The following is a 19,372-nucleotide window of genomic DNA, read 5'->3' on the forward strand; positions in this document are numbered from 1 at the left end:
ATTCTTAGTTTTCTATTATTTATGTTCTTATTCGGCCATTTTATTATGGCCTTATTAAACCGTACTACTTATTCAGCAGCTTAAAAGAAACTCATTTAAACCACAACTACTTATTCAACGGCTTAAAAGAAACTCATTTAAACCATAACTACTTATTCAATGGCTTAAAAGAAACAATAAATTTACTTAAATCATAATCGAAATGATTGAATTTAACAGGTTTTGCATAAACTCTCTTAATTACTCTTGCTTTTGCATAACCTTTAGTAGTCTTTCTCTCTTCAGTCTTTATCACATGAACTCTTGCCACATACTTGTCAATTTTAATAATGTCATCTACCGCTATCTTAAAGTCACGGTCTGTTTCGCATTTGAATGAAGCGACCTTTCCATGAAGGTCAATTGAAACACCAAAACGTGCAGGAATCTCTTCAGAAGATGCCCAAATAGTCTTTACTTCACTGGCAATAGCTTTTTGAACACGCTTTTCATCTGGAAGCTCTAAGGAAGTGATCTTCACTTCTCCAAGTTCAGACATCAAAAAATCTCCAACACGAAGTTCTTCATCAGGATACAAGTCAATTGACACCTTATGGGTGTCTTCATGCTCGCTGATAATCAATCTGAATGGTTTTGGCTTATCTTGAGTTAATCTTTCCTTATATACAGAGCCGCATTCGCCACACTTAAGTAAAAGCTCGCGAATTTCCTTAGATTTAGCGTCGATTAGTTTATTTTTTAATACGATTGCATCATCAGACCCACAAACTGGACATACCATAATCTTACCTCCTTTATAATCATTGTTAAAATCAGAATAAATATTCTTTTAGAAAAATAAAATTTTTTAAAACTTATTGTTAAAATTAGATAAAATATTTTAAAGAAATAAAATTTTTAAAAAATTTATTAAAATAAGTAAATTTTAATTATTATATTAATTTAGATTAAGTTTAATATAAACTTATTGTTTAAATGAAGTTTCTAAATTTTAAAAATGAAAAATCATAAACTTAAAAATGAAATTTCTAAACTTAAAAATGAAATTTCTAAACTTAAAAATGAAAAATCATAAACTTAAAAATGAAAAATCATAAACTTGAAAAATCAAATTTCTAAATTTAAGATAAGGAAATTTCAAATTTTAAAAATTTAAAAAATTGAATAAAAAAATTAAAAATAATTGAAAAATGATAAGAAAAAAATAAAATCAAAATGACGTGCCTAAAATTAAACATATCTTAATGTAAACTAAAGAAGAAAATCAACAAATTAATTTAATTAATCGAAGAATTAATTTAAACAAACTTATTCTTTAGTTTTAAGATAATGTTTAACTAGACCACCATCAGATAATATATTTACCATGAATTCTTTAAAAGCTTGGAATTCAACTTTAGTGTCTTTAGTCTCATTGATGATAATTCCATTTTCCAAATCAACTGAAACAATATCACCATCATCTGCTTCAATGTCTGCAACAACAACAGGAAGTCCTATGTTGATTGCATTTCTATAGAAGATACGGGCAAATGACTTTGCAATTATGACATCAACTCCTGCTGCCTTGATGGCTACTGGAGCTTGCTCTCTAGAGGAACCACATCCGAAGTTTTCACCAGCTAGAATGACATCTCCCTTTTCAACGTTTTTTGTAAAATCAGGTCTTTCCCCTTCAAGGACATGAAGGGCTAAGTCATTAGGATTGAATGTTCTTAAGTATCTTCCAGGGATAATTACATCAGTGTCAATGTTATCTCCAAAATTCCAAACTTTTCCTTTAATTTCAGCCATAGTATTCACTACAATTATAAAATATTAAAAAAATAAAAAGTTTGCCTTTTAAAAAAGGCAAAAGAAATTAAATAAACAAATAAATTAATAAATTAATAAATCAAAGAGATCACATCAATTAATTAATTATTTAATTATTTTTCTAAAACATAACCGTGGTTTTGAGCTTTTACAACTTTTACACGGTCTTCACCTACGATCTCACCTGCTGCTTTAACTATGTCTTTATTGTTCTTATCAAAGACAGTGTAAAGGGTAGGACCGAATGAACTGATACCAGTACCATAAGCACCGGCTTCATCAATCGCTTCCATAGTAGGCAAGAAACTAGCATCCAAACTGTGTTCAAGCTTATTGAAACCAACTTTTTGAAGCTCCTTGATTGCCCAACCAAAGTTGACAATGTCCTTTTCAAGCAAGAAAGGAAGAAGGTTCATTAGAATCAAGTGGGAAACTTGTTCAACCTCTGTTTTTGGAATAGGACAATAGGTTTGGAAAACATTTACTTCCTGTTGGTCATGCATATGCTCTTTAACTTCCGGAAGTGCAAGCAAAATATCCCATTCTTCAGGGAAATCGTACCTTGCTATTAATGTAGCAGGTTTTGCCTTTGAAGCGGAAGATGGCAAGAATCCAGGTTTTTCCTCTAAGCTGTGTCCACCGTCAACAATGAAACCACCTAAGTCGTGGGCAAAAGTTCCGATACCAGAGGTTCCTCCTCTGCCTACCATTGTACTTAATTCCCTGCTGGTATATTTTTGACCAACAGTCTCAGTCATCAAGTGAGCGGTACAGACTGAAATTTGAGTTCCAGAGCCTAATCCAGAGTGAGGAGGATATGCTTCTAAAACCTTAAAGTGGAATCCTGATTCAATATCACAAAGTTCTGCTATCTTTTCAGCAGCTTTTGGAATCTTTTCAATACATTCTTCCCTTGAATCTTCAGAAATAGAATCTGCAAACTCTAAAGTGTATCCTTTTTCATTTGTTTCTTCACTTTGCAATACAAATTGAGGGTCTTTAAGTGCAAGACCTATACCACCATCAATTCTCTTATAAGATCCATTTAAATCAATTAAAGACATATGGAGTCTTGAAGGTGCTCTAATAATCATTTTTAACAACCATCCGTTAATTTTTAAAAATCTAAATTATAAAAATTCCTAAAAAAAAATTTTTATAAAATATAAATATGAATATTTTTTTAAATTCATTAGCACTATATTAAACAAATGTCTAATGATAGTCAACATATTTAAATGTCCATATATAATTTATTAAAATAAGTATTTATATTTATTGTAAAAATTGCTATTGAAAAAAGAGTTAAAGGAATTTGTGATAATATATTAAAGAAAAATGTTAAAATTAAGTAAAAAAAATAGTTAAAAATTAACTAAAAAAATAGTTAAAAATTAAGTAAAAAAAATAGTTAAAAATTAACTAAAAAAATAGTTAAAAAAATTACTAAAAAAAATTAAAAAGAAGAATGGATAGAAATAAAAATTTTAATCAAACTTTTTCTAAAAGTTTGAACTAATCAGCATCTTCCTCTTCTTCTCCAGTCTTATCATTAAATTCAGTCATTTTCTGATTTAATGGAGTGGAGAACTCATCTTCTATTCCTTGCCTATAGATGGAGTTCATAGTACAGAATGGGATAACCCTTCCGTCTGGAACTGCATAGTGAATAACACAGTCCTTAACTCTGTCTGTGTCAAAGTTAAAAGGATCCATAAAGTGCATGCAAGAAATAAGCAATGAATTAATGTGGAATTCACCTAAAGCATCATAAGACTGGGTTTTGAAGATGTCCAATAATATTCTCTTCATATCCAATCCTGTAGGAGCTTCATCCTCATTTAAAACCTTAGGAAGGTTTTTAGCAGCGCTAGCCAATACTCTTGATTTTATAGCAAATCCACCATCCTCTAACTTTTCAGTATATTTATTGAGGAATGTTAGGAACTTATCAATATCCATGAAACGTGTAATAGGAATGATCTTATCATTATCCATAAATATATAGGTTGCTGAACCACAGTGCTGGTGGCAGTTTAGAGTTACTGGTGGCTCTTCATTTCTTAAAGCACCGATGAATTTTGATACTGGCTGAACAGAAGTTGCAGAATAGAAATCGTCCTTTGATATTTGGCCGTCTGTCTGCTCCTCAACCAAATTCAAGAAGTCAGGGATTGTGATTCTTTGCTCTTCCACCTGGTCAGATGGAGTCCTTCCAGAGAATGAGACTGGCTGGAAGTTTACGCCGTGAATAATGTCAATGTTTTGAATTGCAAATCTGATGATGTCTCCCACCTGTTGGTCATTTACTCCTTTAACAACAGTAGGTACAATTACAACACCTAATCCGACCTCTCTACATTTTTCAATGGCTTCCAATTTGACATCCAAGAGGTTTTTGTTTCTTGCTACAAGATAAGGCTCTTCAGTGACACCGTCAAATTGCAAGTAAACAGTGTTTAATCCTGCATCCTTTAATTCTTGAGCATAGCCTTCCTTCTTAGCAATTCTAATACCATTTGTAGCAATTTGAGTATGTGAAAATCCTTCTTCCCTTGCCATTCTAATCAAGTCAGGCAAGTCTTTTCTTACAGTAGGCTCCCCGCCAGCGTATTGAATCGCAGGGGTAGGAACAGGCTTTTCTCCTCTTAAGTTTCTAAGCATCTGACGAATCTCTTCTTGAGTAGGCTCAAAGAGCTTTTTAGAGGTTGCTGCATTTGCAAAACAGATAGGACATTTTAGATTACATCTGTTTGTAACGTCAATCAATCCTAAAACAGTGTAGGATTCATGTTCAGAACAGATACCACAGTTTTGAGGACATTTTGCAACCTTATTAACCATAGGGTTTTCTAAATCCTGAGTGATTGAATCAACTTGGTCAACCCTGTCATATAACTCTGCATCACTCCAATAAGTATTTTTAAAGACACCATGTTCTGGACATTCCTTTTCAATCCAGACCTTTCCATCCTCTTGGTAAACCTCAGCTTCTAAAGGCTTAAGGCAGTGAGGACATAAACTAGTTGTTTTCTTAATGAACATTTTACCACCGATAAATCATAGAAATAATATTAATTAAACACAATATATCAAAATAATATCATTTTAAAAATTAATTTTCTTATTAGAAAAAAACTTTAATAAAAAAGTAATTCTCTAAATTAGAAATAAATAACAAAATTTTAATCTAAAAAATTAAACTCAACAAATAAAAAAATCCCAATGCATGAATTTTTTTGAGTAATATATTATACTAATATAACTATTAATTTTATATTATTTAAAACATTTGTATAAAATAGATAAAAATCAATGGGAATTCTAAATTTAGAAAAGTATTTTTCTTGATTTTAAAAAAAGATGATAATGAGAAAAATCTCAATAGATAAACAAAGAGAGTAATAGTAAAAAAAAGATGATAATGAGAAAAATCTCAATAGATAAACAAAGAGAGTAATAGAAATATATAAAAAACAGTTAAAATATAAATAGAGTATATAAAGTTAAGTATCTATCCTTTAAATATAAAAAATGCTATTTAACTTTGAGCAATATAAAAATAAATAATCTTAAATTGGGATAATATGAAATTAAGTGAATGGATTATAATAAATAAGATACCGAACAATAAGATCTTGACTATTCTCGAAGAATATGAAAATATTGAAGCAATTGAGTTTAACGACCCTGAAGATGTAAAAGCGGAAGTGGAAGAGCATGGGCTTCGATATGTTGCCCATAAGTATGGAGTCAATGAAAAAGCGCTAAAGGAATATGGCTGGAGATTTAAAAAACGAGACGCCAAAGGCAAAAAACGAGAGGAAACTCCTATTATAAAAACAGATGAACAAAAACCATTGGTAGATATCTTTGGTGATGAAGAGTAGATAATAGACCTAATTTAAGATTATTTGAGTATTGGAATAAAAACAAAACATGAATTTTAAAAAATACTGCTAAAGCATTAAATCAAAAAAGAGCAAAGAACACTAATTTTAAAAAGAGCAGATTAAAGCATTAAATCAAAAAAAGAGTATAAAACACTAATTTTAAAAAGAGCAGATTAAAGCATAGCCAAAAATAAAAATTTTGGTCAAGGTTTTTTGGCCGAAGGCCAAAAAAGCTTGAATTAATACCAAACATCCTTAATTCCAAGCAAATATGCTATAGTATTACTACTTAAATGAAGTAAAATACTAAGCAGACAAATTATAATAAAAAAGCTCCAACTTATTCTAACAACTAAAAGGCTAAATATAAGGGCTCCAAGAACAAAATCTAATTGATCCATTATCGGAGCAGGCTGGCCACTTTGAAGATTCATTCTCCTTTTTATGAAACTTCCAACTGCATCACCGAATAAAGCGCCGAATGCCATTAAGAATCCTAATATAAGACCAGAGAATAGGCTTCCATAAACATGGAGATCGATGACTCCTCCAGTTAAAGTGCTTAAATCACCATAGTACATTCCGACTATGCCTAAAACCACACCAACAAGAGTTCCAATAATGGTTCCATTAATGCAACCTTTCCATGTTACTCCGTTTCCAATTATTCTATTCCCATCTCGGTAATTCGCTCCGCCATCAATTGGAGTTCCCCCTCCAAAAGCAAGACCACTTAAGTTAGCCACATAAGCAGGTAGCATAAAATAAACAGCTCCTAAGATGGAAATCAATAAATTCATAAGTTCTAATGCCATTATTTGCCTCGATAAATAAATTTAGTTTTTTTTTAATATTATTTTAAAAAATCTATTTGAAAAAAACTGTTATACTAATAAAATTTTTAACACATAATAATTTATAACTAATTATAAATAAATTTAGTGTTTTTTTAAATTATTTTAAAAAGAAATTGGAATAATAGAAAAAATAGAAATATAGGCATGAAGAGAAAAAAAGGCTTATAGAAAAATTGAATAAATGAATAAAATAAATTAAAATGAAAAAAAGGCTTATAGAAAAATTGAATAAAATGAATAAAATAAATTAAAATGAAAAAAAGGCTTATAGAAAAATTGAATAAATGAATAAAATAAATTAAAATGAAAAAAAGGCTTATAGAAAAATTGAATAAAATGAATAAAATAAATTAAAATGAAAAAAAAGAAAAATGATTAAATAAGCCTAATTATTTTTTCAATCGGTTATAAGTAGCATTAACTAACTGATAAGACTTATAAAATGCATTTACCTTACCATCAACTTCAGGAATCTCATAAACGAATACCCTTGTGCCAGCATCAACAATTGGCTTATCCACTTTTAAAATGGATGTGCTTGTAGTAGGTTGAGATTTATTCCTAGTGTAATGATTGAAGCCAATATCTTTAGTAACCTTTTTAGCCAGCTTTACAGAAGCATTATCCATAACAGGAGTTGCTATATAATATGCCTCACCATAGCCTGGCTCATGGTCATGTCCAATGATTACAACATCAAAGTCCTCTTTTTTAACATCTTTTACAACATAATCATGAACTAAAGATTCTCCATTGGCACGGCCTTTCGTAAAGTCTTCAGGATCTTTCGTTACATTAACAATATAATTTACAATCTTCACATCAGGATGTAAAAACGCAAAGGCCTTTGAAACATATGGCAATACATATTGATGAAGCTTTTCCCTTGAATGCATGCCTGAAACAATTCCGATTGTCACATTAGGGTCATTAGAATGACCATATGTAACCTTATACACCACACCAAGATTATTTTCACCAATCTTTTCAGAATGTCCATCAGAATAGATGAAAACACCAAGTATAGCCAATGCAATGACAATCAATATGATTGTAACAATTTTAAATATCTTTCCCATAATATCAACATTTATATATATGTATTATTATCTAATATACTTTTTCAAAAATAGGGCAATTATCTAATTTTTCAAAAAGAACCTCATTTAAAGAGAGATTGGAAAAAACAAAATAAGAACTATTTTAGATAATTCTTCATCATGATTGCTGTACCGATAGCTGGAGCAACAGTACACTCATCATCAGTGTAATAATCTCCCATGGACTTAACTTCAAGACCAAGGAGTCGAGCTGCCTCAGCACATAAAATATCCTTGCCCAAACCAGTCACAACAACTTTAGTTAATCCTTCCCTATCTGAAACATCTTTAAGGCCTGAAGCAATCTGCTTGACCTGTTCCTTATGAATATAATCGGCAATTTCTAAAATATCCTCTTTAGATAGGATATCCAAGTCTGCACATAGGATTCTTGATATTCTTCTTGCAGAGTCTTCCTTTGACTTGCCTGCACCGTCACAGGTAGCGCAAGTGAAATCATCTTCAGAGATTAGGCCTAAAACATTATAGACATCTGCAGTTGAAGCAAATAGCTCGGAAGCTACCCTATATTGGTTTCCATTCAGTGGAACTGAATCGACAAAGCTTGTAAGATTGGTTCTTAATGTGCCTGTATAGACAAGCTCTCCAGTTGCTGAGCGTTCAAAATCGGTTCTGCCCTTAGCACATTCACGCCCATCCTTGATTGGGATAATGTCTGTGGTTGTGCTTCCTGTATCTACAAATATGCAGTCCTTTTCAATTTCAGCAATGATTTGAGAGGTTGCAATCCAGTTTGCAGCTGCAACTTCAATAGGGTTTTGTACAAGTTCTGCAAGAGATAGGACTTTATCAACGCCAATATAAGCAACAGGACATTCAAATAGCTTTTCACAAGTGGTTGCAATATCCAAGACACCTTCAGTCTTTGTTTCAAATGCATCCACAAGCTCTGCAGTCATGGATATTCCAACTGCATCGATTTCTTCTAGGGGACATATCTTTTCTATTAAGTCAATTAAAACATTTCCAAGTCGGTTATTGTCTGACCACATAGGAAGATACTCGAAATCTGTTTTGATTTCCTTAATTTCATCATTTTCAAAATCAATAATTGCTAAGTCAGTGTTTGCACCACCGATGTCAAATCCTGCTACTTTCACTCTATCACCAAAAATTAAAAGAAATAATATTATAATTTTATTTTTTATTTATTAATTTAGATGAATTTATTGCTTATTCATATATTTCAATGAATATAATAACTATTCACCAGTTTAATGAATATTAATAGCCATTCATCTATTTCAATGCATCTTTATAACTATTCACCAATTTTTATATCTAAAATTCCATTTTCATCCTTGTAGAAACTTACCTTATCCTTGTATTCAATTTCACCAAGCTCTTCAATAGATATCTTCTTATCAATCAAATCTACAATTGTCTTTCCAATATTTATATTTGCAACCTTGGAAAGTCCAACATAGGAAGTTGTGAATCTAGAATTGATTTCAATCAAATAGACATCATCTGCTATAATCAAATCAACACCTACACATCCTTTTATTCCAGGGATTGATTCACAAGCCTTTTTAGCAACTTCAAAAGCTTTTTCTTTCATTTCATGCTCATATGGAACATATCCTCCAAGATATTTTCCTCCATTCTCATCGATTTCAACAATCTGTTTATTAAGACTGATTGGAATGGCGTTCTTGCCATCGCTTATTAAAGTGACACTGCAAACATCCCCTGGGATGAACTCCTGCACAATGAATCTGGAACCTTCAGGATAGATTTCTTCAAGCTCGTCAATATCCCTTTTTGATGAGATGATCTTTAGGCTTTCACAGTCCACTCCAAAGCGTGGCTTTGCAATAAGCTTGTACTTTTTAACCTCATCCCTATCTGAATTATCCAATACTGGAATGTCCTTAGGCTTTTGCATGATTGGAACTGCACCATTATCGCTTCCATCCCCATAGTCTCCATTGATCTTATCAAAGAAGATTTGGATAGCCCTTTTCCAATATGTCTTTTTATTTAGAAGAATATTATAGGTCATTGGCTGATTTACACGGTTGATTAAATAATCAAAGGTTTCATACTTGTCAGAACATAATTTGACTGCATATGAGTCAGAGCCATAAACCTTTACAGCCTTGTTTTCCAATAGCTTTGTAAGATTGTAGAGGTTCATGTCGTTTTCAGCTGCAATGAACATTGCCCTATCAAATATATAAGCATTTTCCTCAAGCCATTCCTCTAGATTATCTATTGTTATTGTTTTTACATCGAAATCAAAGTCATCGAATATGTTTTTGAATGGCTCTGCAATTAGAACATAAGTGTCTTCATCTTTTAAATCATTTACAAGTGATCTTATAAGCTCTACAGCTTCTGAAACTATTGACAAGTCTTCTATACCAGAGGCTGTGAATAATTCGAATACTAATATAGAATCATCTGTTACATCTTTTAAATCCATTTTATTACCTTTCTTTCTTTTAAAATTTTTTAACTTAAACTTTTAAAGTTTAAACTTTTCAGACTTTTTAAACTTTTAAAACTGATTAAATTCTTGAATAATTATTTAAACTTTTAAAACTGATTAAATTCTTGAATAATTATTTAAACTTTTAAAACTGATTAAATTCTTGAATAATTATTTAAACTTTTAAAACTGATTAAATTCTTGAATAATTATTTAAACTTTTAAAACTGATTAAATTCTTGAATAATTAACTATAATCTTCATAAATGATGGTTAATCCATTTAAATTAAGCTCATCATATGGGTATTTAATATCTTCCCCTTGGAATGCTATTTTTATTAATGAATTATTTTTTTCTTCAAAGTCCACAACAGTTATGTCCTCATCAACTGCTTTCATATGGCGAGTGAAACTTGCCATAACCTCATCTGGAGCCACCATCTTAAGGGTGTCATTCTTATCTGATTCCTCTATTATCTTTATCATCAGTTCTGCAGCATTTCCCATTCCATAAGGGTTTTTAGCAGATTTCATCCTATTTGCAAAGTCCTCATCATCTAAGATCTTTCTTGCATTTTCAAGTATCACTTCCTTATCGGAACCTACAAGGATGTTCCCTCCGGCAGTTACTGTTTCAGGACGCTCTGTATTGTATCTGAGGGTCAGTGCAGGAACATCAAGGGTGATTGCCTCCTCCTGAAGTCCGCCGGAATCTGTTAGGATGATTGTAGACTTGGATATGAGAAGCAAAAAGTCCAAATAGCCTACAGGCTTGATTATATGAACATGAGGGAGATCGTTTAATCTGTCAAAGAGATTGAAGTTCTCCATTGTCTTTTTAGTTCTAGGATGTATTGGGAAGATAATGTTCATGTCGCTTAATTCCTCAAGAGCTTCAATTATATTGGTTAGGCGTTCCTTATCGTCAACGGTTTCAGCCCTATGCATTGTTAGGGTGAGGATATTATCCATATTGTCAATATCCAATTCCTGAAGGCCTTCATCATATTGGTCTTTATCTCTAGACTTGGATATTTCTAGGTTCCTGAAGCAAGCATCCACTACAGTATTACCGGTTATGAAGATTCTTTTTCTGGAAATCCCTTCCATAGCAAGGTTGATTGCTGATTCTTCTGTTGGAACAAAGTATAATTTGGAGCAGATGTCTGCTGCAAGGCGGTTGATCTCTTCAGGCATAGTCTCATCAAATGATCTTAAGCCTGCTTCCACATGACCTACTGGAATGTGCAATTTGCTTGCGACAAGTGCGCCTGCAAGCACTGCATTTGTATCTCCTTGAACAAGCAATATATCTGGCTTTTCATCAAGAAGAACCTCTTCTATTCCTTCCATCATCTTGCCTGTCTGAGCTCCATGAGAGCCGGAGCCTACATGAATGTTATAATTTGGGGTAGGTAGTTTCAAGTCAATGAAGAAGTTTTCAGACATTTCCTTATCATAATGCTGGCCTGTGTGGATTAATAACAATTCATGACCTCTGTTTTCAATTTCATCCATAACAGAAGCCATCTTGATTATTTCCGGCCTTGTTCCAAGTACAATAGCTATTTTCATTTTAATACATCCTTTTGTTAGTTGAAAATTATAAAATAAATATGAATCCTATAATTTATATTAATTAAAGATATATTTTTTAAATAATATATATTTTAAGTAAATTTTAAAAAATCGTTTTAATAAAAAATAGTTTTATATTTTTAGTAAATTATTAAAGATGTCTTATGAAAGAAGTTTTAATTTTTTTATAAATTTTTAAAGAATGTCTAATGAAAGAACTTTTATATTTTTAGTAAATTTTTAAAGAATGTCTAATGAAAAAAGTTTTATATTGATAAATAAATATTTAATATTATGTTTGAATTTACAAAAAACGAATTAAGAGATTTAGTGATTGCATTTATCGTGCTTTCAATTGCTTTTGCAATAGCAAATGTCAAATTCGATTTGCATGCATTCATTTCAATTCTACCTATTGTAATGTTTGGAGTAGGAGTGGGATTCCTATTGCATGAGCTTGGACACAAATATGTGGCAAATAAATACGGTTACAAAGCGGAATTTAAATTATGGCCTATAGGATTATTAATTGCACTTATTACATCACTTATAGGATGGGTATTTGCACTGCCTGGTGAAGCCAAGATTACAGCAGAGAATATTGATGAAGAGACCACTGGAAAGATTGCAATCGCTGGACCGATGGCTAATATAGGGCTTGGATTGCTATTTATAGTAATAGCAGCTATAACATATCCATTAAAAAGCTCATTTACACTTTTTGAATTAATTTACCTAGTCAGCACTGTTGGCTTCTCTGTAAACGCATTTTTAGCTACATTTAACATATTGCCTTTCTATACATTGGATGGAACTAAAGTGATGAAGTGGAGTGTTAAAGCATTTATTGTTGCATTCGCAATAGCTGCAATCATGATGTTATCATCTATGTTTATAGGGGCTGAAAATATGATTTTAATGCTTATAGGAAGTTAATGGCTAAATTGAGGATAAGATGAACCAAGAACTAATAATAAACAATAAGGAATATAGAAAGACAGAGCCCTTAGAATCTTTGAATATGTTTAAAGGACAATTATATGAAACCATTGTCACCACCCAAAGCAATGAGCATATTAAAAATGCAGCCCCTATTGGAGTTATCTGTAAAGATTCAAATCATATAGTCATTCATTTGGACAATTGCGTCCATACACACAGAAACATTATAGAAAATGGAGAATTGATTGTAAACATTACAAAAGATCCACTTATTTTTACATATTCAACCATTGGAGAGTTGGATGATGAATATTTTGATGAATTCAATGGCTTCCCTTTAATTAAGGATTCTCTTGGATTTTTCAAGGCCCATGTAATAAAGAAAATAAACAAGAAAAGAGAAAATGACTTCAATGATGGAATCGGCCATGTAGTCACCTGTGAAGTGGAGGACATTTTTATTAGGGAGTATAATGAGATTGTTCCTCTGAATAGGGCTATGAATGCAGTTATTGAAAGCCTTGTCTATTATTGCAGATTTGATGCAAAGTACAAGCATATGCAAAAAGAGATTTGGACCCATATGAAAGAGCTGAATAGAGTTGCTCAAAAGGTGGGCAATGAGAAAGAAAAGAAATCAATGAAGGCCATCCTAGATAAAATGAGAGAAAATCATGATTATTTGGACTAATGATCTAATAATAAGAAGAATAAGATAAAATAGAAAAATATAAATTAAAAAAATAGAGAAAATAAAAAAATAATGATTTAAAAATATAAGAAAAAATTTAAAAAGAATAGAATAATAATTTAAATTACTTTTTAACAACACCTAATATGCTTGCATCAATGACAGAGTCAAAATCAACCTTATCCAACCAACCTGCCTTAGCAAACATGTCCATAAAGCATACACCAACGATCTTACCATCTTCTTTTAAGACATCACCAATCAATGCATTCAAGTCATCAAAGGCCACTTCATATTTAGGCATTGTAAGGCCTCCTAACAAGACAACAACATCAGCATCACGAGGATTTGAAACTTCATCCTTTAGAACCATGCCGTATGGCTTAAACTCAAACTGATGAGCGTCATCAATGTCAAGCAAGGGAATGAAATGATTTTCCTTATTTCTTACAGCATAGGACAATAGCTCTGCAAATGGGGTGCAAACACCAGGAGAGCCTATAAAAGTGATTTTATCTGCTCCTTCAACTTCATTTTTAAAGCTTACCAATTGTCCGTTAATTCCTTTAAATTCAGATACATCTTCCATTTAATCACGTCCTAATCATTGTTTAAAAAAATAAAGAATAATAAATTGCTTTAAATAATTAATTCATTTTACTTATCTTAAAAAGAATTAAAAATTATCAACATCTTTGACTATCTGGCCATCTTTGATTGTAATCATCCTATCAGCCATTCTAGCAACTTCCATATCGTGAGTAACAACTATCAAGGTAACATTATAAACATCATGCATTGCCCTTAAGAGATTTAAAACCATAGAACCTGTTTTTGTATCAAGGGAACCTGTTGGCTCATCAGCTAAAATGATTGATGGCTTATTTACAAGTGCACGTGCAATAGCCACCCTTTGACGCTCTCCTCCGGAAAGCTTATTAGGCTTTTGCTTTTTCTTATCAGACAATCCTACTGCATCAATCATCTCATTTGCTCTCTTTTTCATTTCCTTTTCAGGAAGTCCTGTTCCTACCAATGGAATCTGTACATTATCCCATACAGAGAGATTTGGAATCAGATTATGAAGTTGGAAAACAAAACCGATTGTTTCTCTTCTGAAATCACTTAAATCCTTTTCCTTTCCAATGTTTAATCCATCAATGAATATTTCCCCGCTTGTAGGAACATCCAATGCCCCTAGCATGTTTAAAAGAGTTGATTTACCTGAACCTGAAGGACCTATAATTGATACGAATTCCCCTTCATAGATGTCTAGGTTTACCTTGTTTAAAGCGATAACCTTTCCCTTATCATACTCCTTTACAATGTCAAACAGGCTAATTAGAGGTTCTTCATATTCATAATCTTCTGATTCATCATATTCTACATCATAATCATTTCTAGAGCCCTCATAGGTGTCATTATAAATGTATTCAGAATCATCATAAGCATTATCTTCAAAGATCTTATCCTTATCTGCCATAATATCACCTATTCATACCTCAATGCTTCTGTAGGAGCTAATTTACTTGCCTTATAAGCAGGATAAATTCCTCCAATCAATCCAACAACAATGGTTATTCCAAATGCCATGATGAAAGTGCTTGGACTGTATCCCAAAGCAAAATCTGTATCTCCCATCAGCCTGACACCGACCTCTGCAATGAGAATACCGAATGCTGAGCCTACAATACCTGAAAGGATTGTTAAAACCAAGGTTTCTCCAATAATCATCTTTAGAATCTTTCTGCTTTTCCATCCTACAGACTTTAAAACACCTATTTCCTTAGTTCTCTCATAAACAGACATGACCATTGTATTTACGATTCCTATTGCACCTACAATAATTGCAAGAGCGGAAACAGCAACGGAAACAGCATCAAGAATACCGATAACATTATCCAGCATCTGAGACATCTCTTCGCTGGTTATTGTTGTCAGATTCTCATATTTATCCTCTATCGCATCTGCCACAACAGTGTCGTTTACTCCTTCATCTGTCTTGACTATAACCTGATTTACCTTTCCTTCAGCACCTGTTACCTCATCCAAGGTTTCTAAGGAAACATAAACTCCACTATCTGCAAGGACTCCACCGGTTTCAAAAACCCCTACAATTTCAAATTCCTCTCCTAAAGCGGAAATATTATCTCCAATAGACATATTATTCATTTGAGCATATTGCTTGCCAATTATGGCCTGCTTAGTGCCTTCTTCAAAAAAGCTTCCATTTATGTCTTTTATTCCTTCAAGGTCAAGGTCTGCCCGATTTATTCCATAAAGCCTTGTAGAGGATTCCATAGAAGACATATCGTTCGATGAGGCCATATCAACAAAGTTTTGATCTGTGGCAGACAAAATCCCCGCAGTCCGTGAAACATTAGTTATGTTCTTTAACTCATCCACCAGACTGGAATCAATAGTCCCTGCACCAATTGAGGTTATATTGGTTACAGTTATCTCTGCAGCACCTTCGTTCATTGTTGTTTGAACGGACTGTTCCATACCTGTTGTAATAAGGCCCAAAGCAACTATGGTGGCAATTCCGATTGCAATTCCTACAATGGATAGGAAGCTTCTAGTCTTATTCCTAAATGGATTTTTTATGATTAAGCTTATAAATCTCATAGTTCACCTATTTTTATAAATACCCTTAAATATTACCTTAAATAATTAAAATAAATGATTATAAATTAAATTTAATCGTTTAGCAACTCAAAATCATTACAAATTAGATCAAATCGTCTAAGCAATTCAAAATCATTACAAATTAAATTAAATTAAATCGTCTAAGCAGTTCAACATAGACTCAGTTATCGAATATGTCTTCTGCAATTCAAACAAATTATCAATCAAATATCTCCTAAACCTTTCGCATGCATAGTCATCATATCTGAATCTTATCCCCTCATATTCTATATCCATAAGAATAAGATTCTCTGCATCAACCACCTTGATATAAGCCCTTGGCTCGCCTTCTTCTGGATTTAGGAGTCTTTCCACATCATCTAGAGTGAGCTTGCCATAATTTACATCCAAGAATATTCTCATCATCTTTCGAACCATGTTCCATAAGAAGCTTTCTCCATAGATATCAACAAAGATAGGGCTGTAGCTTTTGTTTAGATGAGCAAAATCACTTTTTTTGTTCTTGTCTTCTTCATCAATGATTGGCTTGGTGATTCTTATATCTTCAATGGTTCTAACAGTGGTCTTCTGCTTTCTTTTTGTGAAATTGGTAAAGTCATGGGTCCCCTTAAAGACTTCTGCTGTTTTCCTTAGAAGATCAATATCCAAGTCCTCTTCAAAGAGAATATATCTATACCAGCGCCTCTTTGCAAATCTTGGCTTGAATCCAAATCGAACTGGAGCCCAAGCGATTATTTGAATATCATCTGGCAGGCTATTATTTATCTGATTGACACGAACTTCCTTTTCGCTTTGAAAGCTTATCACATTTCCCAAGCTATGGACACCTGCATCGGTTCTTCCAGCTATCCTAAATCGGGAAGCCTTTAAATCATCTATATATTCCAGTTTCCTAAGATGATAAATTAATTCCTCTTCTACAGTCCTTACATCCGGCTGTCTTTGAAATCCATGAAAATGGGTGCCGATATAAGCAATCTTTAAAGCAGTTCGTTTCATAATAATCACAAAAAATATATCTAAATATAATTTTATCTTTATAAATTTAAATATTTAGCTATAAACTTCTATTCTATAAAAATTTGAATTGTTAAATCGTTCAAGTATTAAGCAATTCATTGAAAATTATATAAGATTTATTTATAATGATATCAAAATAATTAACTATGAGAAAAGAGAAAGAATCAAAAGAATCCATTAGCATTTATGATAATTATAAAATAGATATGGAACTTAAACACACTGACAAGCAGTATTATTTTATCTTTTATAAAAGAAGGCTTTTTCTAATAAATAACAAAATTCCGTTAGTTAAAGACTTAATATCACTTAATATTAATGATTCTGATGTGAAAAACTCCATTTACATTGGACAATTCCATTCTAAGGACTGCTTTGCAGTTGAATTGGATGAAGAATTTGACTGTGAACATTATATTAAAGCCAATGATGATTCCCAATTCATTGAATTGTATTTTGTTTTTGATATTGACGAAGAGACATACCTTGTGGCAGGCAGAGCCATACAAATAATCGATTGGGAAAACACTCACCAATACTGCGGAAGATGCGGAGCAAAAACAGTAACTTCCGATATTGAAATGGCAAAGGTATGTCCTGAATGTGGATTTACTTCTTTTACAAGGATTTGCCCTGCAATAATCACTTCCATCATTAAAAAAGATGAGTCTGAGCTTGACCAAGAGGGAAGACCTATAAATAAGGTTTTAATGGCAAGACACTCCTATCACACAGCTCCAAGATATGCATTGATTGCAGGATTTCTGGAAGCTGGAGAATCTGTAGAGGAAGCGGTTAAAAGGGAGGTTATGGAAGAGGTAGGAATTGAAGTGAAGGACATTGAATACTTTGGAAGCCAATCCTGGCCATTTCCAAACTCATTGATGATCGGTTGCATATGCAAATACAAGTCTGGTGAAATCAAGGTAGATGAAAATGAAATCCTAAAAGCAAAATGGTTTAAAAAAGAAGATATTGAAAGACCGGCATCGGAGATTTCTATATTTTCAAAATTACTCAAGAATTTCATTGAAAACTACTAAAAAACCATTTTTATTCCTTTTCTCATTTCATGTAATTACATGAAATAAAACTCTTTTTATTTAAATTGCATTAAAATAAGTATAAGTTAATAAATAAAGTTAAAAAATCAAAATAATGGATTATTGAGTTTAATATAAAAATAAGAAAATATAATATATTTTATTAAAAAAGTTATAATTCGTGAAAAAAATCAGAAATCTAAAAAAATTTGAATAAAAAAATTATAACAGTTATATAAAAATAAGAAATTTAAAAAAATTTGAATAAAAAAATTATAACAGCTATAAAAAATAAGAAATTTAAAAAAATTTGAATAAAAAAATTATAACAGCTATAAAAAATAAGAAATTTAACTATTTTTAATGATAAAAAGAAAAACTAAAAAAATCTTAATAATTAAGCCTTATTAAGATCTTTAAAGTATATTTTTTCATCACAGACAGTTTCTACCAAATCCATATCGTGACTTACCAATAAGAATCCCATTTTACGTTCCTTTACTATTTTTAAAACAGAATCTATGATTTGTGCCTGTGTAATTGCATCAAGCATTGTAGTCATTTCATCTGCTATTAGGAACTTTGTATTAGGATTAAGGGACCTTACCACTGAAAACCTTTGAAGTTCTCCACCAGACAATTCCTGTGGGAATCTGGTAAGCCAGGACTTCTGAATACCGAATTCAGATAATGTGGCATCATCAACATCCCAAGATTCAGATAAAACCTGATCCATTTTCCATTTAGGATTCATAACCTTTTCTGGATGTTGATAAATTAATTGAACTGGTTTAAATCCTTTTTTATGGAATGGCTGACCATCAAATGTTACTTCACCCTCATATTTAGTGATATAACCGGATAAGATTTTACATAATGTTGATTTTCCACTACCACTATCTCCAATCAAACCTACAATCTTCTTATTGTCTAATTCAATACTTACATCCTTTAATAGGTAGTCTTTAGCTGATGGGTATTTAAATGAAATATTCTTTGCTATAAGTTCCATTTTATGCACCTTCTTCTACTGCCTCTTCAGAAGATTCCTCAACTGTTTCTTCAGAAGATTCCTCAACTGCTTCTTCAGAAGATTCCTCAACTGCTTCTTCAGAAGATTCCTCAACTGCTTCTTCAGTGCCTTCTTCTACTGCTTCTTCTGGGACCTCAACTGCTTCTTCAGCACCTTCAACAGCTTCTTCAGCACCTTCAACAGCTTCAGCTACTTCTTCCTCAATTGCATCTTCAGTTTCACTAACAGCCTCTTCAGCACCTTCAACAGCTTCAGCGCTTTCTTCAATGTTGGATTCATCCACAAGTTCAGCAGC

Annotated in this window: 18 protein-coding genes; 4 read left to right on the top strand and 14 right to left on the bottom strand. The window is 32.1% G+C overall.

What is annotated here, in order from left to right; translation table 11 throughout:
• Positions 1-148: 148 nt before the first annotated feature.
• The 4 genes from MRU_RS08450 to tes all read right to left on the bottom strand — a co-directional run bounded on the left by MRU_RS08450 (position 149) and on the right by tes (position 4,860).
• Complete coding sequence (locus MRU_RS08450) at positions 149-781, bottom strand: HVO_0476 family zinc finger protein (RefSeq protein ID WP_012956486.1); 633 nt, start codon at positions 779-781, stop codon at positions 149-151.
• Positions 782-1,308: 527 nt separating this feature from the next.
• Positions 1,309-1,794 (bottom strand): homoaconitase small subunit, encoded by a 486-nt coding sequence (hacB, locus tag MRU_RS08455; protein WP_012956487.1) that lies wholly within the window; start codon positions 1,792-1,794, stop codon positions 1,309-1,311.
• 134 nt (positions 1,795-1,928) lie between these two features.
• Positions 1,929-2,909: a beta-ribofuranosylaminobenzene 5'-phosphate synthase gene (locus MRU_RS08460; RefSeq protein WP_012956488.1), complete on the bottom strand. Its 981-nt coding sequence runs from the start codon at positions 2,907-2,909 to the stop codon at positions 1,929-1,931.
• A 421-nt stretch (positions 2,910-3,330) separates the two neighbouring features.
• On the bottom strand, positions 3,331-4,860 hold the full coding sequence (gene tes, locus MRU_RS08465) for a tetraether lipid synthase Tes (RefSeq protein WP_012956489.1): 1,530 nt from the start codon (positions 4,858-4,860) through the stop codon (positions 3,331-3,333).
• A gap of 542 nt (positions 4,861-5,402) precedes the next feature.
• Here tes and MRU_RS08470 point away from each other — a divergent pair.
• The gene (locus MRU_RS08470; protein WP_012956490.1) at positions 5,403-5,705 is read left to right on the top strand and encodes a hypothetical protein; all 303 of its coding nucleotides are present in this window, start codon (positions 5,403-5,405) and stop codon (positions 5,703-5,705) included.
• A 242-nt stretch (positions 5,706-5,947) separates the two neighbouring features.
• Here MRU_RS08470 and MRU_RS08475 read toward each other — a convergent pair whose 3' ends face one another.
• The 5 genes from MRU_RS08475 to wecB form a co-directional block, all read right to left on the bottom strand.
• On the bottom strand, positions 5,948-6,523 hold the full coding sequence (locus MRU_RS08475; RefSeq protein ID WP_012956491.1) for a CDP-2,3-bis-(O-geranylgeranyl)-sn-glycerol synthase: 576 nt from the start codon (positions 6,521-6,523) through the stop codon (positions 5,948-5,950).
• A 431-nt stretch (positions 6,524-6,954) separates the two neighbouring features.
• Positions 6,955-7,644: a hypothetical protein gene (locus MRU_RS08480; protein ID WP_012956492.1), complete on the bottom strand. Its 690-nt coding sequence runs from the start codon at positions 7,642-7,644 to the stop codon at positions 6,955-6,957.
• Positions 7,645-7,763: 119 nt separating this feature from the next.
• Complete coding sequence (locus tag MRU_RS08485) at positions 7,764-8,786, bottom strand: hydantoinase/oxoprolinase family protein (protein ID WP_012956493.1); 1,023 nt, start codon at positions 8,784-8,786, stop codon at positions 7,764-7,766.
• A 161-nt stretch (positions 8,787-8,947) separates the two neighbouring features.
• Positions 8,948-10,114, bottom strand: a complete 1,167-nt coding sequence (locus MRU_RS08490; RefSeq protein WP_012956494.1) for an ATP-grasp domain-containing protein — start codon at positions 10,112-10,114, stop codon at positions 8,948-8,950.
• A 253-nt stretch (positions 10,115-10,367) separates the two neighbouring features.
• Positions 10,368-11,696, bottom strand: a complete 1,329-nt coding sequence (gene wecB / locus MRU_RS08495) for a non-hydrolyzing UDP-N-acetylglucosamine 2-epimerase (protein ID WP_012956495.1) — start codon at positions 11,694-11,696, stop codon at positions 10,368-10,370.
• 297 nt (positions 11,697-11,993) lie between these two features.
• Here wecB and MRU_RS08500 point away from each other — a divergent pair, with 297 nt between their 5' ends.
• Complete coding sequence (locus MRU_RS08500; RefSeq protein WP_012956496.1) at positions 11,994-12,635, top strand: site-2 protease family protein; 642 nt, start codon at positions 11,994-11,996, stop codon at positions 12,633-12,635.
• A 19-nt stretch (positions 12,636-12,654) separates the two neighbouring features.
• On the top strand, positions 12,655-13,332 hold the full coding sequence (locus MRU_RS08505; protein ID WP_012956497.1) for a DUF447 domain-containing protein: 678 nt from the start codon (positions 12,655-12,657) through the stop codon (positions 13,330-13,332).
• A 124-nt stretch (positions 13,333-13,456) separates the two neighbouring features.
• Here the strand turns inward: MRU_RS08505 and MRU_RS08510 are convergent, their stop codons facing one another.
• From MRU_RS08510 to truA, 4 genes are all read right to left on the bottom strand, one after another.
• Positions 13,457-13,921, bottom strand: a complete 465-nt coding sequence (locus tag MRU_RS08510; RefSeq protein ID WP_012956498.1) for a DUF2124 domain-containing protein — start codon at positions 13,919-13,921, stop codon at positions 13,457-13,459.
• An 87-nt stretch (positions 13,922-14,008) separates the two neighbouring features.
• Positions 14,009-14,815: an ABC transporter ATP-binding protein gene (locus MRU_RS08515; protein ID WP_012956499.1), complete on the bottom strand. Its 807-nt coding sequence runs from the start codon at positions 14,813-14,815 to the stop codon at positions 14,009-14,011.
• Between the two features lie 8 nt (positions 14,816-14,823).
• Entirely contained in the window at positions 14,824-15,960 is a 1,137-nt protein-coding gene (locus tag MRU_RS08520) for an ABC transporter permease (protein WP_012956500.1), read from the bottom strand.
• Positions 15,961-16,107: 147 nt separating this feature from the next.
• Positions 16,108-16,980, bottom strand: coding sequence for a tRNA pseudouridine(38-40) synthase TruA (gene truA / locus MRU_RS08525; protein WP_012956501.1), 873 nt, complete (start codon positions 16,978-16,980; stop codon positions 16,108-16,110).
• 167 nt (positions 16,981-17,147) lie between these two features.
• Here truA and nudC point away from each other — a divergent pair, with 167 nt between their 5' ends.
• Positions 17,148-18,044 (top strand): NAD(+) diphosphatase, encoded by an 897-nt coding sequence (gene nudC / locus MRU_RS08530; protein ID WP_012956502.1) that lies wholly within the window; start codon positions 17,148-17,150, stop codon positions 18,042-18,044.
• Positions 18,045-18,441: 397 nt separating this feature from the next.
• On the opposite strand, the gene MRU_RS08535 is transcribed toward nudC, so the two are convergent.
• Positions 18,442-19,056, bottom strand: coding sequence for an ABC transporter ATP-binding protein (locus MRU_RS08535; RefSeq protein ID WP_012956503.1), 615 nt, complete (start codon positions 19,054-19,056; stop codon positions 18,442-18,444).
• Positions 19,057-19,372 lie beyond the last annotated feature (316 nt).

Source organism: Methanobrevibacter ruminantium M1 (genome assembly GCF_000024185.1).
GTDB classification, from domain to species: domain Archaea; phylum Methanobacteriota; class Methanobacteria; order Methanobacteriales; family Methanobacteriaceae; genus Methanobrevibacter; species Methanobrevibacter ruminantium.

What these genes read in the sequence shown, in the direction of transcription:
- MRU_RS08450 (WP_012956486.1), bottom strand. Translation starts at nt 781, where the DNA reads ATGGTATGTCCAGTTTGTGGGTCTGATGATGCAATCGTATTAAAAAAT.
- nudC (WP_012956502.1), top strand. Translation starts at nt 17,148, where the DNA reads ATGAGAAAAGAGAAAGAATCAAAAGAATCCATTAGCATTTATGATAAT.
- tes (WP_012956489.1), bottom strand. Translation starts at nt 4,860, where the DNA reads ATGTTCATTAAGAAAACAACTAGTTTATGTCCTCACTGCCTTAAGCCT.
- MRU_RS08470 (WP_012956490.1), top strand. Translation starts at nt 5,403, where the DNA reads ATGAAATTAAGTGAATGGATTATAATAAATAAGATACCGAACAATAAG.
- MRU_RS08480 (WP_012956492.1), bottom strand. Translation starts at nt 7,644, where the DNA reads ATGGGAAAGATATTTAAAATTGTTACAATCATATTGATTGTCATTGCA.
- MRU_RS08460 (WP_012956488.1), bottom strand. Translation starts at nt 2,909, where the DNA reads ATGATTATTAGAGCACCTTCAAGACTCCATATGTCTTTAATTGATTTA.
- MRU_RS08505 (WP_012956497.1), top strand. Translation starts at nt 12,655, where the DNA reads ATGAACCAAGAACTAATAATAAACAATAAGGAATATAGAAAGACAGAG.
- MRU_RS08515 (WP_012956499.1), bottom strand. Translation starts at nt 14,815, where the DNA reads ATGGCAGATAAGGATAAGATCTTTGAAGATAATGCTTATGATGATTCT.
- MRU_RS08520 (WP_012956500.1), bottom strand. Translation starts at nt 15,960, where the DNA reads ATGAGATTTATAAGCTTAATCATAAAAAATCCATTTAGGAATAAGACT.
- hacB (WP_012956487.1), bottom strand. Translation starts at nt 1,794, where the DNA reads ATGGCTGAAATTAAAGGAAAAGTTTGGAATTTTGGAGATAACATTGAC.
- wecB (WP_012956495.1), bottom strand. Translation starts at nt 11,696, where the DNA reads ATGAAAATAGCTATTGTACTTGGAACAAGGCCGGAAATAATCAAGATG.
- MRU_RS08490 (WP_012956494.1), bottom strand. Translation starts at nt 10,114, where the DNA reads ATGGATTTAAAAGATGTAACAGATGATTCTATATTAGTATTCGAATTA.
- MRU_RS08510 (WP_012956498.1), bottom strand. Translation starts at nt 13,921, where the DNA reads ATGGAAGATGTATCTGAATTTAAAGGAATTAACGGACAATTGGTAAGC.
- MRU_RS08475 (WP_012956491.1), bottom strand. Translation starts at nt 6,523, where the DNA reads ATGGCATTAGAACTTATGAATTTATTGATTTCCATCTTAGGAGCTGTT.
- MRU_RS08500 (WP_012956496.1), top strand. Translation starts at nt 11,994, where the DNA reads ATGTTTGAATTTACAAAAAACGAATTAAGAGATTTAGTGATTGCATTT.
- truA (WP_012956501.1), bottom strand. Translation starts at nt 16,980, where the DNA reads ATGAAACGAACTGCTTTAAAGATTGCTTATATCGGCACCCATTTTCAT.
- MRU_RS08535 (WP_012956503.1), bottom strand. Translation starts at nt 19,056, where the DNA reads ATGGAACTTATAGCAAAGAATATTTCATTTAAATACCCATCAGCTAAA.